We start from the raw sequence: 16,927 nt of genomic DNA, 5'->3' as shown, positions 1-16,927 counted from the left end.
CCCGTTTGCCAGGCCGCCATTGTATTCACCGGAGCCGATTGCGATAATAGCCGCCCAATGTAAATCATTCATTCCTCATGAGCACAAATCAGGTCACGGCACTGATGGATGAGATGGCCGTTTTCGTCTGTGTCGTGGAAGCCGGCAGTTTCTCCGCCGCCGCGCGGCAACTGGGTTCGACCCCCTCTGCCGTCAGTCGAGCCATTGCCCGGCTCGAAAAGGGACTCGGCACCCGCTTGCTGCACCGTACGACCCGTAAACTGGGATTGAGCGAAAGCGGCACGCAGGTCTATGGCCACTGCCGCGACATGCTGGGCTCTGCCCAGGCGGCATTGGCCGTCTCGGGCCAACTGCACGACACGCCGCAGGGGCAGATCAGGGTCAGCGTACCCAAGGCCGTCGGTCGCTTTGTGGTCCATCCCCATATGCCCGACTTCCTGGCGCAGTATCCACACATCGATCTGCTGATGCGCCTGGACGACCGCTATGTGGATCTGATCGACGGGCAGATCGATATCGCCCTGCGCATTACCGACCAGCCGCCCCCCGGCCTGATGGGCAAGCGGCTGTTCGACATACGCCATCTGGTCTGTGCCACGCCCGCGTACCTGGCCCGACATGGCACGCCATCGCATCCTGGCGACCTCTCACAACACAGTTGCATCTACCTGGGCGAGGAGCCGGGCGATGCGCGCTGGAAATTCCGACATGACGGCAAGACCGTGAGCGTCGATGTACAGGGGCGCTATGCCGCCAACCATACGGGCGTACGGCTCGATGCCGTGCTGCGCCACCTCGGCATTGCCAGCCTGCCCTATTTCACGGCGAAGGAAGCGCTGCAGCAGGGTGCGCTGGTCAGGGTCCTGCCGGACTGGACATTTCAGACCCAGTATTGCGGTGCACTCTGGGCCCTGTATCCGCCGATGCGCCGCCTGCCCGCCAAGCTGCGGGTATTCATCGCATTCCTGGCAGAACGGCTGGCCGACGATCCGCGCTAACTCTGCCCGCGCATCCTGTCGATCAGCCGACGGTCGCGCTTGGTGGGACGCCCGGCTTCGAGATCCAGCGCCGGCTCCGGTGCCAATCGTCGCATCTCGGCGGCCCGCTCCCGGGCGGCAGTGCTGGCGGGCGTCTCCTCATAGAGTTGTCGCGCGACCGTGGCCGGCCCACGCGCTCCGCTGACGGCACGTACCCGCACCTCGATGGGCGGATCTTCCTTGCGAACGATCACCAGATCGCCCGGCCCGACCTCCCGGGCCGGCTTGGCCGGCTGGCCATTGACCTGCACCCGGCCCTTGCCAATCTCATCCGAAGCCAGGCTGCGTGTCTTGTAGAAACGGGCTGCCCACAGCCATTTGTCGAGACGTATCCTGTCACTCATGGTATCCACTCAAAATGCATACTCTATCTCCACTTCCTGACCAACACGCAACTCAGCCCCCTCGGGGGCCGATGCCACGCCGTTCTGTCCAAACATGATGCCATCGGCCTGCTGCCGCGTTCGCGCCAGCGCCTTGCCCGGCTGGTTGCCGGAAGCTGCGGTCAAAGGATCGATATCGGGCATCGAACAGCGTGCGCACGGCTTGACCAGTGCAATGCGCACAGCGCCGATCTGCAATTGCGCCACATAGTCCTCGTCGTAGCCTTCCAGTCCTTCCAGCACGATATTGGGCCGAAAGCGATCCATCCCGACTGGCTCGTCGCCGTCGGTCTGGATCACCCGATTCAGTTCCTCAAGCGACCCCTGGCTGGTCACCAGCAAAGGATAACCATCGGCGAAGCCAAAGGCATGCTCAAGCGGAAAATCCGTCTCTCCCTGGCGCGCAATCCATGCCTGCACCCGCTCCAGGCTGGCCAGGCGCCGTTGTGCAGGGTCCTGTGCCACGAGCCGACACGCGGTACCCAGCGTTTCACTCAGCCAGGCAGCCACCGCATCACCCATATCAAGCACATGCAAGGGATCATTCCAGACGGCTGTCTGTATTGCGGCACCCTGCACCGGCACACCGATATCCACGGCACAATCGGCGCGACCCGGTGCCTGCAATCGCAGCGTCCCTGTCTCGATGCCGACCCGGATCAGCGCCATGCGCGGCCACTGGCGCTGGGTCATGAACCGCCCTGCGGTATCCACGATCATCCATTGCCGATCGTGACGCAGACCCGCCGCGCTGATCGGGCTGCGCAGCAGGTCGATGCCGGCGCAGGACTTGATCGGGTAGATATGCAGGCTCTTGATGATAATGCTCATGATGGTCAGCCGTTTCCACAGGCGTCCGGCACTGTTGCCGACACTCAGCCTCCTAGCATAGCGCAGGCGGATTGCCGGCGGCGTTGGCGACGACGACAGCCCCTGCAACAGCAGGCTGCCCAATTCGTGAGCAGACCATGGCGGACCCGCATGGCCACGTCATCTGACTGACATGTGCCGGGCTTGTGCCCAAGGTTATCCACAATTGCTGGGGAAAACCCGGAGGTTGTTCGCGACCATCTGCCCTCTGCCGGATCACTGTATATGCAACCAGCCCGGATATGCCATAATGGCGGCATCATGGCCATCCAGTCCGATACGCTCGCCCCCCTGCCCGATGCCCCTCGCATCGTCGCGCCCCAGCCAGCCTCGCCCAACGAAGAATCCATCGAACGGGCACTGCGCCCGCGCGCGCTGCAGGATTATGTCGGCCAGCAGCGCACCCGCGAGCAACTGGAGATCTTCATTTCTGCGGCGCGCAGCCGCCAAGAAGCACTCGATCATGTGCTGCTGTTCGGCCCGCCCGGCCTGGGCAAGACCACGCTGGCCCACATCGTCGCCCATGAAATGGGTGCACAATTGCGCCAGACCTCCGGCCCGGTTCTGGAGCGTGCCGGCGACCTGGCCGCCATGCTGACCAATCTCGAGCGCAACGATGTGCTGTTCATCGACGAGATCCATCGCCTGTCGCCCGTGGTCGAGGAAATCCTCTACCCGGCCATGGAGGATTTCCAGATCGACATCATGATCGGCGAAGGCCCGGCCGCCCGCAGCGTCAAGCTCGACCTGCAACCGTTCACGCTGGTCGGTGCCACCACGCGCGCCGGCATGCTCACCAACCCACTGCGCGACCGCTTCGGCATTGTCTCGCGGCTGGAGTTCTACACCGCCGACGAGCTGTCCAGCATCGTGACGCGCAGTGCGGGACTGCTCAATGCGCAGATCACGGCCGATGGCGCAGCCGAGCTGGCACGCCGTGCCCGCGGCACGCCCCGCATCGCCAACCGCCTGCTGCGCCGCGTGCGCGACTACGCCGAAGTCAAGGCCAATGGCGTCATAGATGCCCAGGTCGCCCATGCCGCGCTCACCATGCTGGATGTCGATCCGCAGGGGCTCGACCTGATGGACCGCAAGCTGCTGGAAGCCATCGTGCACCGCTTCGATGGCGGCCCGGTCGGTATCGACAGCCTGGCGGCTGCCGTCGGCGAAGAGCGCGACACCATCGAGGATGTCATCGAACCCTACCTGATCCAGCATGGCTACCTGCAGCGCACGCCACGCGGACGCATTGCCACCCAGACCACTTGGCGTCACCTGGGTCTGCAGCCGCGTGGCGCGGCAGGCAATCCGTCGCTGTTCTGACCTGCCTGCTATTCAGTATCGTCCGGCAGGTCCAGTTCGCTCATCAGCCACTGCCTGAACACTCCGATCGCATGCGTGCGCCGCGTCACCCGCGAGTAGGTCAGGTAATGACCGGTGTAATACACCTCGCGCTCGACCTGCATCAATGGCCTGACCAGTTGCCCGCTGGCCAGCTCCCGCTCGGCCAGCAAGGTTGACTCCAGCGCCACACCCAGGCCGTCGGCGGCCGCTGCAATCGCCATGAAACTGCGGTCAAAGCGCGCCCCGCGCAACGGTGGTGCCGACAGTCCATTTTCCTCAAACCAGCCGGACCAGCGTATCTGCTTGACATCACTCTGGATCAGCGGCACCCGGTACAGGTCATCCAGGCCGTGGATACGTTCCGCCATTTCCGGCGTGCACAACGGCGTCAACAGTTCCCTGCCGAGCGGTATGGCTACCTGCCCTTCGGAGCGCGGCTTGCCGTAGACCACATCGAGATCGAACTCGTTGTACTCGAAGCGGACGTATTCGGTATTGGCTGCGAGCCGCAGGTCGATCTGTGGATGGGTTTCGAGAAAGCGCCTCAGCCTGGGCATCAGCCATTGCGCTGCAAAGCTGGGCGCGGAATGCATCCGCAAAATGGTTGGTCTGTGGCTGGACACCAGATCGATACCATGCCGCAGTTCATCGAGCGCACGGCCGACATGGCTGTAGAGCGTTTCGCCGGCCGGTGTCAGAGCGATGGAACGGGTACTGCGCTTGAAGAGCGCCGTGCCGAGGTTGTCTTCCAGGCGCCGGATCGCATGACTGACCGCACTGGGCGAAAGACACAACTCATGCGCGGCTGCCCGAAAGGAACCGGTTCGGGCCGCAGCCTCGAAAGTGCGCAGTACAGAGATAGGGATATTTCGCAGCATGCTAGGGAAAACGACTAGATTGGTGAAATAGATTCATCAATAGGTGCAATTATAGCGTTTGCCGCCCCTTTTTCAGGTTGATAGGATTCATCCATAACATCCAATAAACCTGTAAGGAGACAGCATGCTGCTGCAAGACAAAGTCGCCGTCATTTCCGGCGCAGCCAGTCCTCGAGGAATCGGCATGGCCACGGCCCGCCTGTTCGCCAGCCAGGGAGCCAGCGTCGTGATTCTGGATCTGGACGAAACCGCTGCCCGCGAGGCAGCCGGCCAGTTGCCCGCCGGCAACCACCTCGGCCTGGCCTGCAATGTCGCCAGTCGTCGCGACTGCCAGCAGGCGGCTGCCACCACGCTGGCACACTATGGCCACATCGATGCCCTCATCAACAATGCCGGCATCACCCAACCCGTTCGTACCCTGGATATCGACCCAGAGAGCTGGGATCGCATTCTCGATGTCAACCTGCGCGGTGTGCTGTATCTGAGCCAGGCCTTCCTGCCATCCATGCGCGAACGCAAGGCCGGCAGCATCGCCTGCATGTCCTCGGTCTCGGCACAGCGCGGCGGCGGCATTTTCGGTGGCCCGCACTACTCGGCGGCCAAGGCAGGTGTCCTTGGACTGGCCAAGGCCATGGCCCGTGAATTCGGCCCCGACAATATCCGGGTCAACTGCGTCACGCCAGGCCTGATCCAGACCGACATCACCGGCGGCAAGCTGACCGACGAACTGCGCCAGGACATTATCAAGGGCATCCCGCTGAACCGCCTCGGCAATGCCGAGGATGTGGCCAATGCCTACCTTTTCCTGGCCTCCGACCTGTCCGCCTACATTACCGGTGCCGTCATCGACGTCAATGGCGGCATGCTGATCCACGGCTGATTCCAGGAGACGCACATCATGCAGACATCCTCCCCCGACACGGCAGCCCCTGCCCGCTCCCTGACCGAACTGCGCAACGCCGCCTGGCGCATTCGCCGCTATGCGCTACGCATGGGCGAGGTCCAGGGTCAGGGCTATATTGGCCAGGCTCTCGGTATGGCCGATATTCTGGCCGTGGCCTACCGCCATGCCTTGACCTACCGCCCCGACGATCCCGACTGGGAGGGGCGCGACCGCTTTCTGCTGTCCCATGGCCACTATGCCATCGCCCTCTATGCCGCCCTGATCGAGGCAGGCGTCATTGCCGAGGCCGAACTCGAGACCTATGGCAGCGACGATAGCCGCCTGCCCATGTCGGGTATGGCGACCTACACGCCCGGTATGGAAATATCGGGCGGCTCACTCGGGCAGGGCCTGCCCATTGCGGTCGGCATGGCACTGGGACTGCGCCAGAAAGGCAATCCGGCCTTCGTCTACAACTCGATGTCCGACGGCGAACTGGACGAAGGCTCGACCTGGGAAGCCGCCCTGTCGGCGGCCCATTACGGGCTGGACAACCTGATTTGCCTGGTCGATGTCAACAACCAGCAGGCTGACGGCCCCTCGGGCAAGATCCTGGGCTTCGAACCCCTGGCCGATAAATGGGCCGCATTCGGCTGGCATGTCCAGCGGGCCGATGGCAATGACATCGATGCCGTGCGTAGCGCATTCGACCAGGCGCGTGAATTGGACGCGCGCCAGCCCCGGGTCATCCTGTTCGATACGCTGATGGGCAAGGGCGTCCCCTTTCTTGAGCAGCGCGAGAAAAACCATTTCATCAGGGTCGAGGCCGACGAGTGGCAGCAGGCCCTCGATATCCTGGATGCAGCCCGCCAAGGAGAGGCACGATGAGCAATGCGCCCACCCATGACAAGCCCCGGCTGAAAACCTCGGCCATGATCGCCTCGATTGCCGGCGAAAACCAGCGCACCGAAAGCGCCCCTTTCGGTCATGCGCTGGTCGAACTGGCGCAACAGCGACCGGATATCGTCGGCATGACGGCCGATCTCGCAAAATATACCGATCTGCACATCTTCGCGCAGGCGTATCCGGAACGCTTTTTCCAGATGGGCATGGCCGAGCAGTTGCTGATGGGCGCAGCCGGCGGCATGGCCAAGGAAGGATTCACGCCGTTTGTCACGACCTATGCTGTCTTTGCCTCGCGCCGTGCCTACGACTTCATCCACCAGGTCATTGCCGAAGAGCATCTGGATGTCAAGATCGCCTGCGCATTGCCTGGCCTAACGACCGGCTATGGCCCCAGTCACCAGGCAACCGAGGATATCGCCATTTTCAGGGGCGTGCCGGGACTGGCCATCATCGATCCCTGCGATGCCCTCGATACCCGGCAGGCCGTTGCCGCCATGGCGGCGCACAAGGGACCGGTCTACATGCGCCTGCTGCGCGGCAAGGTTCCCCTGGTACTCGACGAATACGACTACCGCTTCGAACTCGGCAAGGCCAGCCTGCTGCGCGACGGCAATGATGTGCTGATCATCTCCAGCGGCCTGATGACCATGCGCGCCCTGGAAACTGCCGACCGTCTGCGACAGGACGGCATCGATACAGCCGTTCTGCATTCGCCCACCATCAAGCCGCTGGATGCCGACACGATCCTGTCCGAAGCCGGCCGCAAGCCACGGCTGGTGGTCGTCGCCGAGAACCATTCGGCCATCGGCGGGCTGGGCGAAGCCGTTGCACATGCCCTGCTTGCCGGTGGCGTGAGTCCGGCAGGCTTTCGTCATATCGCCCTGCCCGATGCTTTCCTGGATGCGGGTGCCCTGCCCACGCTGCATGACCGCTACGGCATCTCGACGGAGGCCATGACGGCATCCATCAAAAACTGGCTGTAAACCTGCCCAGCAGCATACATACAATAAGAGGTAAACAGGCAGCCGCCCTCGCGGCTGACCTGCCCTGACAACAAGGAGACAAACATGAAAATCACCCGCAGAACCTTCCTGACCGGTGCCATTGCAGCAGCCCCCGTCTTTCCCGTTTTCATGCGCCAGGCGCATGCTGCCGTCACGCTGACGCTGGGACACGGCGCAGCCCCCAACAATCCACGCGCCCTGGCGTCCGAACATTTCGCCAAGCTGGTTCAGGACAAGACCAGCGGTGCCGTGCGCATCAATATTGCAGGTGCCGAGCAACTGGGCAGCGATGCCGCCATGCTGACCAGCCTGCGCACCGGTGTACTTGATTTCAGCGTCAACAGCCAGGGCGCGACCGCTGCCGTCGTGCCCGAACTCAACACGCTCGGATTGCCCTTCCTGTTCCGCGATCCGGCCCATGCGCTGGCAACCCTCAACGGCCCGATCGGCACCACACTGGCCGAGCGCCTGCAGGCCCGTGGTCTGACCGTGCTGGACTGGTGGGACAACGGCGTGCGCCATGTCACCAACAGCAAGCGCCCCATCCATGCGCCGACCGACCTGGCCGGCCTCAAGGTCCGGGTGCCGGCCGATGCCATGCTGATGGACATTTTCAACGCTCTGGGTGCCAGCCCCGAGCAGATCGCCTTCGGCGAACTGTATCTGGCCCTGCAGCAAGGCGTCGTCGATGGCCAGGAAAATCCGCTGGCCAACATCGACAGCTCCAAGCTGTATGAAGTCAATCCCTATATCAGCCTGACCGGCCATGTCTGGCAGAGCAACCCTTTCCTGATGGCCCGCATGACCCAGGGCAAGGTCGGCCAGCCGGAGCTGGCCGCGATCCAGGAGGCTGCCCGGGAGGCTGGCGACATGCAGCGCAACCTGATGCGCGAAGCCGACGAGGCGCTGGCCCTGGCCTTCCGCGAACGGTCCGGCGTGCAGGTCAACGAGGTCGATCGCCCCGCCTTCCAGCAAGCCACGATCGCCATCGCGGAAAACTGGAAGAAAAAACCCTTCGGCGATCTGGTCACGCAACTGCTCGACGCCGCCGCGCAGTAACCCGACCGCATCAAGGGGAATGTCATGGCTGCAACCCATACGCTGCAAGCAAGAATCATCGCGCTGTCCCACTGGCTCGACCTCCAGATACGTCGTCTCTGCACGCTGTTGCTGCTGTCGACGACACTGGTGCTGCTGGTCGGACTCAGTCTGAATGTCGCCCTGCGTTACCTGCTGCAGGGCGGCGGCCTGGGCTGGGCGGCGGAACTGCCCGCCTTCCTGTTCCCCTGGATGATCGCTGCCGGCATCGTCATGGCGGTCCAGCAGGGCGTGCACATTTCCATCGACATCCTGAGCCAGCGCCTGGGCGTCAAGGGGCGCTGTACGCTGGCCCTCGGCGTGAACATCCTCATCGTCATCGCCTACCTGGTGCTTTTCAACGTCATCCTGACCATGATGGAAATCGTATCGTTCGAGCGCAGCCCGCTGCTGGACTTGCCCCTGAGCTGGGCCTACGCCGCGCTGGCCTTTGCGGCCCTGGGCACGACCCTCTGCAGCCTGACGATTGCCCTGCGCATCGCCCTGCAGGGCCAGGCCGGCCTGCCCGCCGCACTCGAGGAGAACTGACATGATCGTTGTCATGATCATCACTTTTTTCGCGCTGCTGATCCTGTCGGTGCCGGTCGGCCATGTGCTTATCATGGCCTCGGGTGCGGCAGTGCTCTCCAGCGACTTCCTGCCGCTCAACCTGATTGCGCAGCAGATGTTCGCCCCCACCCAGTCCTTTCCGATGCTGGCCCTGCCGTTCTTCATCCTGGCGGGCAGCCTGATGATGAGCGGTGAGCTGGGCCGCTACCTGATCGAATTCGCCAAGTTGCTGGTGCAGCGCTATCGCGGCGGCCTGGCATCCGTCACGGTGCTGGGCTCGGCCACGGTAGGCGGCGTGGCCGGCTCCGCCGTGGCCGACGCTACCGCCATGGGCTCGATCCTGATCCCCTGGCAAAAACGTGAAGGCTATCCGGCCGGCTTCGTGGCGGCCAACAATGCTGCCACCTCGATGATTGCCGTCCTGATCCCGCCTTCGATCCCCATGATCCTGTACTCGCTGGTCTCGGGCGTCTCGATCAGCGCCCTGTTCCTGGCCGGCGTCCTGCCGGGCCTGCTGGTAACGGCGGCATTCATCCTGGTCTGCAACCTGTCGGCACGCCTGCGTGGCTTTCCCTACCATCGCGCGCCGTTCGACTGGGTCCGCTTCTGGCCTCTGCTCTGGAAAGCCCTGCCCGCCCTGGCCCTGCCGGTGCTGATCCTGGTACTGCTGCGATTCGGCATTGCCACCCCGACCGAAGTGTCGGTACTGGCCACGCTTTATTCCCTGTTCATGGGCCTTGTGGTCTACCGTGATCTGGACCTGCGCAAGATCATCCAGGCCACGCTGGCAGCTGGCATCTCCACCGGGATCGTCATGCTGGTCATCATGGGTTCGGCCGCCGTTGCCTGGCTGGTTACCTACGCGCAGATTCCTCAGGCCTTTACCGCCTGGTGTCTGGAAACACTGCAGGAACCCTGGCTCATCATCCTGCTGTTGAACCTGATCATGCTGCTGGTAGGCATGTTCATCGATCTGCCGGCAGCCATCCTCCTGCTGGGACCGATCTTCGTGCCGCTGGCCCAGCAGATCGGCCTGGATCCCCTGCAACTGGGCATCATGATGGTCCTGAATCTGAGCATCGGCCTGTATACCCCGCCGGCCGGGACCACACTGTTCATTTCCAGCACCATCGCCAAGGTGCCGGTACTGGGCGTGGTGCGCGAGCTGGTGCCGTTCTACCTGGCCGCCCTGCTGATCCTGGCCCTGTTCAGCTACGTCCCGGCCCTGACGCTCAGGTTTACCTGATCACGATGTACTGTCGGCGTCGTACACTTATGGGCTATCCTGCTGCTATTGTTTCCGACAAGGACGGCCCATGCTTTTCCTGCTTTCTCCCGCCAAGAAACTCGACTACGACTCCCCGCTTGCCACCGATGTCCACACCCAGCCACTGTTCGTGGAACAGGCCAGTGAGCTGATCGGCACGCTGCGCACCAAAAGCGCCGCCGACATCGCCGGCCTGATGAGCCTGAGCCCGGCTCTTTCCGAACTCAACGCCAGACGCTATGCCGACTGGCAGCCCAGCTTCAGCCTGCAGGACTCGCGCCAGGCCATCCTGGCCTTCAACGGCGATGTCTATGAAGGCCTGCAGGCCGGCTCACTCCAGGCCGCGCAACTCGACTGGGCACAAAAACACGTCGTGATTCTCAGTGGTCTCTATGGTGCCCTGCGCCCGCTCGACCTGATGCGTCCCTATCGCCTGGAAATGGGTACGCGGCTGACCACGGCACGCGGCACCAACCTGTACCAGTTCTGGGACGATCGCATCGCCGGCTACCTCAACCAGCGCCTGCGCGAAGATGCCAGTCCGGTGGTGATCAACCTGGCCTCGGAAGAATATTTCAAGGCCGTCGACCTCAAGACCCTCAAGGCGCGTGTCGTACAGTGCGTCTTCCAGGACTGGAAAAACGATGCCTGGAAAATCATCAGCTTCCATGCCAAGCGTGCGCGCGGCCTGATGGCACGCTACGGCATCGAGCACAAGGCGGCCACGCCGCAGGCATTGCACGGTTTCGATGCCGAAGGCTACCGCTTCGCAGCAGACGCATCCAGCCCTGAAAAACTGGTGTTCCGACGCCGCCAGGACTGAGTTCGGCGCAGACAGCCATCCTCATGGTACGGATGGCGATTTACACGCACGATCTGATCACGACAGATTGTGCCCCGCCGGGCCATACATGGCCGTCGAGGCCGACAGCACGCTCATCAGCGTCACGCAGTCCGTCAGCTCCTGGCGCACCGCCAGATCGAGCGGTGTCCTGCCCTCGGCATTGGCCCGGTTCGGATCCGCACCGGCCGTCAACAGACTGGTGACGATCTCCCGCACATGTGCTTCGCCAATGCCGTCCGGCCCGTCCGGCGACGACATCAAGGCCGTGTGCAGCGGTGTATTGCCGGCATGGTCGGCGGCATTGGCATCAATACCCTGTTCGCAGCAATAGCGCACGATATCGAGGTTGCCTCGGTAGGCCGCATAATGCAGCGGGGTGATCAATGCGGCATTGGCCTTGTACTCGACCTCCATCGCTTCCATCGCCGTCCGGAAAAAATCCATCGCCGAGGCATGATCGTTGCGCAGGCTGATGGCATGGAGCAGATTGTTGCCATTGCCGGCCACATGATGCAGCGTCTCGAGGATACGCTGGTCGTGCCCCATGCTGTTGGGATAGCGCAGCTCGCCAAACTCCATGGCAATCATCAAGGGCGTGCGCCCGCGACCGTCGAGACGGTTGATATCGGCCCCCTGCTTGAGCAGCAAGTGGAAAATATCGAACCGGTCCATGTAGATGGCGCAGATCAGCGGCGTATCGCCATCCTCATCGACGGCCTCGATCTCGGCCCCCTGCTCCAGCAGAAGTTCGACGATGCGCAGCTTGGCCGGCGCATCGAATTCATACTTGTCTTCGCAGTCCGCGTCTTCGGGGTAACTGTCATAGTTGTACGACCCCATGATGGCCTGATGCAAGGCAGAGCGCTGCTTGGCCCCGGCCCGGTTGACATCCGCACCGTGTGCCAGCAATGCCTCGACCACGGTCAGGCAGCCATAAAGCGCCGCAGCCGTCAGCGGAGTATCACCATCGGGATCGGTCTGGTTGACATTGGCACCACCGGCCAGCAATGCCAGGACGGTTTCGCGCCGGTTCTCCTTGCCGACCCAGTCCCAGTTGCTGATGGCCCGGTGCAGTGCGCAGGAATTGTCAAAGCCCCCTTCTGCATGTACGTCCGCCCCGCGCTCCAGGAAATAGCGCACCAGCGCCGTCTGGCATTTGGAGGCCGCGTACAGGAGCGGCGTAGCGTTCTGCCGGGTGCGGGCCTCTATATCCAGCAGGCCGCGACGTTCCAGTTCATCCAGGTAGCGGATGATTTCCTCGGCCGGGTGGCCGCTTTGTCGCGTGCACAGATAGTGCACAAGCTGTTCTTGCTTGATGCAGGTTCTGCGGTGCGGGTCGGCACCATGATCGAGCAGCAGGGTGAATACATCGAACAGACTGTGGGCAGCAGCCTCCTCCAGCGCCGTGGTGCACAGCCGCGTCACGCCCGACGTACTGTTTGCACTCGGCTGAAGCCTGGCCTGCGTTTCCACGTTCGGATCGGCACCATGCTCGAGCAGTTGCCGGCACACGCGCCAGACATAGGCCTGGTGCTCGGGTGTCTTGCGCTCCAGAAAACCTGGGCGGATCGAGTCCATTGCATAGATCAGATAAGGCTCATCGATATACTCGGTGGTCTTGCCGTTGACATGCCACCGGACACAGCGATCCAGGTCATCGACACGTTCAAGCAGGTACTCCAGCGTCCTTGCCATGGACACGGATACGATGGCCTGCCTCAGTGGGTCACCCGACTCCGGACTGTTCACGTCCAGGATCTCGGACTCGGGCAGGGCCTCCAGAAACGGGCTGAGGTCCTCGTTCATGTGCGCATAGCGCAGGAAATAGGCCACGATATTGCCGCTGAAATCATCGGTCCTGATCTCGGCATTCAAGGGCCAACCGATATCGAGCACCCGACGCATCAGCGGCATGCTGAACTGTGCACTGTACAGGCATGCGGCCTCCGGCAGCAGTCGTGACCGGTTCATCCAGTCATGGACTTTTTCTCCGTACTCGAAGGTCTCGTTCAGCGGCAACTCGGCATTGCGGCTGCGATAGATTGCATGCAACCGCAGCAGGACATCGCAGGTCTGACTGTGGTTCATGCCGCCCCGACCGGGCCGCGCATTGAACAGTTGGGAAAAGATCGTCCGTCCCTTGTAGTCACGGTAGAACAACTGGGCACCACGATCGGCCAGCAGCCCAGCATACTCCATGTGCTCGAGCCATACGGCCAGATAGAAAGCAGACAGGCCGTGGCACTCTATGGCAGCGCCACGATCCAGCAGCCAGGGAATCAGGGCATCGCTGTGTTCGACCTTTTCCGGCCAGCCAACCGCCATCTGCAGCGCGCTGACCACAAACGGATCACAGACCGCACCGGTGTTGATATCTGCGCCTTTATCCAGCAACTCGCCCAGCAAGGACAGTTTTTCCTCGCAGGAAAAGCCGGAGGCCACCGCGAGATCACGAAACATGCGATGCACGCTGGGGCTGTCCTGCGGCAGGTCTTCAACGATCTTGCGCATGCCCCTGGCGTGATGCAGGCGTATGCTGACCGGCAGATCCAGCCCGCGCGCCTCGTTCACAGCCATCAGCCGCAGGGTCAGCGCCGAGCTGAAGTTGTCCCTGACGAAAAACGGTGCCAGCCAGATGCGTTCGTTTTCAGGAATACGCACACCCAGCTCCAGCAACCGGACGAATCCTGCCCACTTGCGCTGCTCCAGCGCACGCAATGCCAGCCCCACATGTCCCGAGGCATCCATGTCAAGATCGGCGACCAGGCCGGACTCGTGCAGGATATCGAGCACCCGCTCGAAGGTCGCCTCGCTCGGAGCGATGCTGTAATCCGGCAGGGACGGGTTATGCAATGCCACATACAGTGGCGAGAGCCATGCCCCGGGTGCCAGGTTCACGTCGGCACCCAGCCGGATCAGCCAGCGCACGCGCTCCAGACTGATGCTGCCCGAGGTCATGCCCAGATAGTGTGCCAATACCGTTCTGGACGTGGCCCGCGTATCAATCTGGTTCAAATCCAGCCCCTGCGAGATCAGGAAAGCGAACAGTTTTTCATCGACACCCTCGTGTCGAATCAGGGCATGCAGCAGCGGCAACCCGTCTATCCGTTCCGGCAGCGGCACACCCGCCGCCACGAAGGCTTCGATCAGCGGCAACGACAGCGACTGCAACACCTCCTCCATCAGCCCCCGGCGCTGCCCCGGTTCGCCCGTTGCGGGTTCACAGCCCAGCGACAGCAGGTAGCGGGCAACCTCGGCCTGTTGTCCCAGCACGGCATGGTGAAGTGGCGTGCGTCCATATTCGTCGGGTTCGTTGCAATTGTCGGCATTGATGTAGCGACGGACGCTCTGCAGGTTGCCGGCCTGGATGGAATCACACAGATCCTGTGGCTTGCGACGGAAAAACATGGACGTGAGGTGCCTGTGGCGAATGCAAAGGACGCATCATATCCGCCCGTGGCTTCCCGTGCTTTGCATACCGTGCAAAACACCGCCTCGACTTGATGACCGTCAGTCGCCTTCGGCTTCGCGCAGCACCGCGCTTTCCTGGCGAATCATCTGCGCGGCACGCACCATCTGCTTGAGCGAGTAGCGCAGGTCATCGAGCTCTGGTGGCAGGTCCGACAAGGCTTCGGGCTGGGCAGGTACCGCACCCTTTTCACCCAGCATGCGATCCAGCCAGAGCAGTGTCTGCAACACAGTGGGTGGTACGCTGTCGAGCGTCGCCAGGCGTGCAATGATCGCACTGATCTGCGATGCCAGCACATGATGCTGGATCAGCATATTGTTCAGCTCGGGCACGTGATGCTGTTTCGAGCGTGGCTCGTTCATCATCCGGTAGAACGCCTCGGCATAATTGCCGAAGGCGATGTGTACGTTCTTGCGCGCCAGCTGCATGTTGATGCGCGCCTCTTCGGCTTCATTCTGCCCGCCCTCGCCAGACGAGGTACCGGCCTCCTGTTCCGCTGCCTGTCCTTGCCCCGCGCTTGCAGGCACGGCCATCGATACCGGCACGTCGGCGTCACCCGCAGTCGCATGGATCGCCTGCAGGCGCTGCACGTACAGCATGCCGGCCTCCAGGTAATGCCGGTTGGCCCGGGTGGCTGCCCGCACCAGTCCGCCCATGTGTCGGGACTCCCACCAGGGCAGCACATAGCTGCACAGCAGCGCGATCACACAACCGATCAGCGTATCCAGGGCACGCTCGCCGATCACCATCAGCGAACCGGGTGCCATGAAATGAAAACCCAGCAACACGAATACGGTATTGAAAGCCGAGCTCAACATATAGTTGAGCAGCAACAGGCTGTTGCCCATGATGCAGCTGACCACCAGTGCCAGCAGCAACCATGAATTGCCGATGCCCAGTTTCATCAGGATCACGGTCACCACGCAGCCCAGCAGCGTGCCGCTCAATCGCCATGCATTGCGCTGGCGGGTCATGGCAAAACCCGGCTTCATGATGACCACGATCGTCAGGATGATCCAGTAGCCATGCTCGATCAGATGACTGCCGGACAGCCAGAACGACGAGACCATCAGCCCCAGCGTCACCGCCAGACTGACCCTCAATGCATAGCGGAAATGCGGCGAGTTGAGCCGCAGATGGCTGCGCAACAGCCCCAGGCGAAAGCTCTGGCGCGACAGGAAACGGGTCAGCGACTGCTGCAGGCGCGCTCCGCCAATGGGCTGGATCGCACCACGTGCCTGGGTATGCTCATAGAGCCGCTCGACGATCCGCGTGGCATTGCGCAGCCGGCGCAGTACCTGAATCAGCAAGGCATAGACCTCCGGCTCACGGCGGGCATAATCCTGTTGGCGCAACTGATCGATCTCGAACTCGATGGCCCGCAGTTCAGCCTTGACGCTGGTACGGTGCAGGGCCGGCCGGTTGCGGGCCACCGCCAGCGCAATCCTGCGCAGGTCATTCGACAGCTTGCCCAGCGCGTCGCGCGCGAACAGCAGCACATCGGCATCGTGCAGGGCACGCCGCAACAGGGTGTAATCCGTCGAAGTCGCCACCATGGTGTCGAGGATGGCAATCATATCGATGAAGATGTTCCACAGCCGCACCCGTGCCGGGTGACCCGGTGCTGCCCCGCGCGTGCGGGTCTGCACCATGCGCAGGATCATGTCGCGTGCCGCCTGGTGCTCATCGGTCATGCGCGCCTGGCGCAGGATCAGCCGCCGATAGCTTTCATCGAGATCAAGCGTGCTGTCGTACAGGTCCGCACGCGCGGCTACATAGTCGGCCGTCGCGAACAGTGCCGTCGACAGCGCCTGGCGCTCCTGGCGCAGCCCCATCAGCCAGCCCAGTCCCAGACTGAACGCCACGTAGAACAACCCGCCGCCCAGCGAAGCCAGCACGTGGGGCCAGACCTGCGCCGGGGTCAGCGGGGTATGCATGGTGATCGTCATCAGCAGCAGGCAGGCGAAACCGATCAGCCCGCCTCGCAGCCCGAACACCGTCAGCATCGAGAAAAAGAAGCTCTGGCCGATGATCGCCACCCAGATCAGCCACTCGTGGCCGCTGGCCAGGCCCGTCACCATCACGGTCAACGTCCCCAGCAGGGTCGCCAGCAACATTTCGTTCATGCGATGACGATGTGGCCCAGGCTGGTCGATGATGGCCACGCACAGGGCCCCGAACGTCGCCACCAGGCCCATTGCGTAAAGGCCGAACAGTCCCCCCAGCACCACGACCGGCAACAGCATGCCGACAGCCTGCCTCACCCCGGTAAAGAGATGATGGCTATAGATGAACTGGGTCAGTTGGCCGAAACGGATGTCCATGCTGCGTGGTGGTGATGTCGCGACCGTCTTTTTAACACTTATGCTGCCGGTCTAATACCGTCAACAACACA

The 16,927-nt window shown here is 62.6% G+C and carries 14 protein-coding genes; 9 read left to right on the top strand and 5 right to left on the bottom strand.

What is annotated here, in order from left to right:
* Nucleotides 1-77: 77 nt before the first annotated feature.
* Complete coding sequence (locus DD235_RS01400) at nt 78-998, top strand: LysR family transcriptional regulator (protein WP_109060268.1); 921 nt, start codon at nt 78-80, stop codon at nt 996-998.
* Here the strand turns inward: DD235_RS01400 and DD235_RS01395 are convergent.
* Nucleotides 995-1,381: an RNA-binding S4 domain-containing protein gene (locus tag DD235_RS01395; protein WP_109060958.1), complete on the bottom strand. Its 387-nt coding sequence runs from the start codon at nt 1,379-1,381 to the stop codon at nt 995-997. The genes DD235_RS01400 and DD235_RS01395 overlap by 4 nt on opposite strands.
* Before the next feature lie 9 nt (nt 1,382-1,390).
* Complete coding sequence (locus DD235_RS01390) at nt 1,391-2,251, bottom strand: MOSC domain-containing protein (RefSeq protein ID WP_109060957.1); 861 nt, start codon at nt 2,249-2,251, stop codon at nt 1,391-1,393.
* A gap of 300 nt (nt 2,252-2,551) precedes the next feature.
* On the opposite strand from DD235_RS01390, the gene ruvB reads away from it, so the two are divergent.
* Nucleotides 2,552-3,613 (top strand): Holliday junction branch migration DNA helicase RuvB, encoded by a 1,062-nt coding sequence (gene ruvB / locus DD235_RS01385; RefSeq protein ID WP_109060267.1) that lies wholly within the window; start codon nt 2,552-2,554, stop codon nt 3,611-3,613.
* Nucleotides 3,614-3,621: 8 nt separating this feature from the next.
* On the opposite strand, the gene DD235_RS01380 is transcribed toward ruvB, so the two are convergent.
* Entirely contained in the window at nt 3,622-4,512 is an 891-nt protein-coding gene (locus DD235_RS01380; protein WP_109060266.1) for a LysR substrate-binding domain-containing protein, read from the bottom strand.
* 124 nt (nt 4,513-4,636) lie between these two features.
* On the opposite strand from DD235_RS01380, the gene DD235_RS01375 reads away from it, so the two are divergent.
* The 7 genes from DD235_RS01375 (at nt 4,637) to yaaA (ending at nt 11,042) form a co-directional block, all read left to right on the top strand.
* Nucleotides 4,637-5,392, top strand: a complete 756-nt coding sequence (locus DD235_RS01375) for an SDR family NAD(P)-dependent oxidoreductase (protein ID WP_109060265.1) — start codon at nt 4,637-4,639, stop codon at nt 5,390-5,392.
* 18 nt (nt 5,393-5,410) lie between these two features.
* A complete protein-coding gene (locus DD235_RS01370) occupies nt 5,411-6,283 on the top strand; it encodes a transketolase (RefSeq protein ID WP_109060264.1) in 873 nt (290 codons plus the stop codon).
* Nucleotides 6,280-7,284, top strand: a complete 1,005-nt coding sequence (locus DD235_RS01365) for a transketolase family protein (RefSeq protein ID WP_109060263.1) — start codon at nt 6,280-6,282, stop codon at nt 7,282-7,284. The genes DD235_RS01370 and DD235_RS01365 overlap by 4 nt, the downstream gene beginning before the upstream one ends.
* Before the next feature lie 84 nt (nt 7,285-7,368).
* The gene (locus tag DD235_RS01360) at nt 7,369-8,364 is read left to right on the top strand and encodes a TRAP transporter substrate-binding protein (RefSeq protein WP_109060262.1); all 996 of its coding nucleotides are present in this window, start codon (nt 7,369-7,371) and stop codon (nt 8,362-8,364) included.
* A gap of 24 nt (nt 8,365-8,388) precedes the next feature.
* On the top strand, nt 8,389-8,931 hold the full coding sequence (locus tag DD235_RS01355; RefSeq protein WP_109060261.1) for a TRAP transporter small permease: 543 nt from the start codon (nt 8,389-8,391) through the stop codon (nt 8,929-8,931).
* A 1-nt stretch (nt 8,932) separates the two neighbouring features.
* Nucleotides 8,933-10,198 carry a TRAP transporter large permease gene (locus DD235_RS01350; RefSeq protein WP_109060260.1) on the top strand — a complete coding sequence of 422 codons (1,266 nt, stop codon included), beginning with the start codon at nt 8,933-8,935 and terminating at the stop codon, nt 10,196-10,198.
* 70 nt (nt 10,199-10,268) lie between these two features.
* Nucleotides 10,269-11,042, top strand: a complete 774-nt coding sequence (yaaA, locus tag DD235_RS01345) for a peroxide stress protein YaaA (RefSeq protein WP_109060259.1) — start codon at nt 10,269-10,271, stop codon at nt 11,040-11,042.
* Between the two features lie 57 nt (nt 11,043-11,099).
* Here the strand turns inward: yaaA and DD235_RS01340 are convergent, their stop codons facing one another.
* Together DD235_RS01340 and DD235_RS01335 are read right to left on the bottom strand one after the other, a co-directional pair.
* On the bottom strand, nt 11,100-14,471 hold the full coding sequence (locus DD235_RS01340) for an ankyrin repeat domain-containing protein (protein ID WP_109060258.1): 3,372 nt from the start codon (nt 14,469-14,471) through the stop codon (nt 11,100-11,102).
* Nucleotides 14,472-14,573: 102 nt separating this feature from the next.
* The gene (locus DD235_RS01335) at nt 14,574-16,856 is read right to left on the bottom strand and encodes an FUSC family protein (protein ID WP_109060257.1); all 2,283 of its coding nucleotides are present in this window, start codon (nt 16,854-16,856) and stop codon (nt 14,574-14,576) included.
* Nucleotides 16,857-16,927: the final 71 nt, after the last annotated feature.

This window comes from Corticimicrobacter populi, assembly GCF_003123725.1.
GTDB lineage: Bacteria > Pseudomonadota > Gammaproteobacteria > Burkholderiales > Burkholderiaceae_B > Corticimicrobacter > Corticimicrobacter populi.
This window is presented reverse-complemented; position numbering and strand designations above follow the sequence as displayed.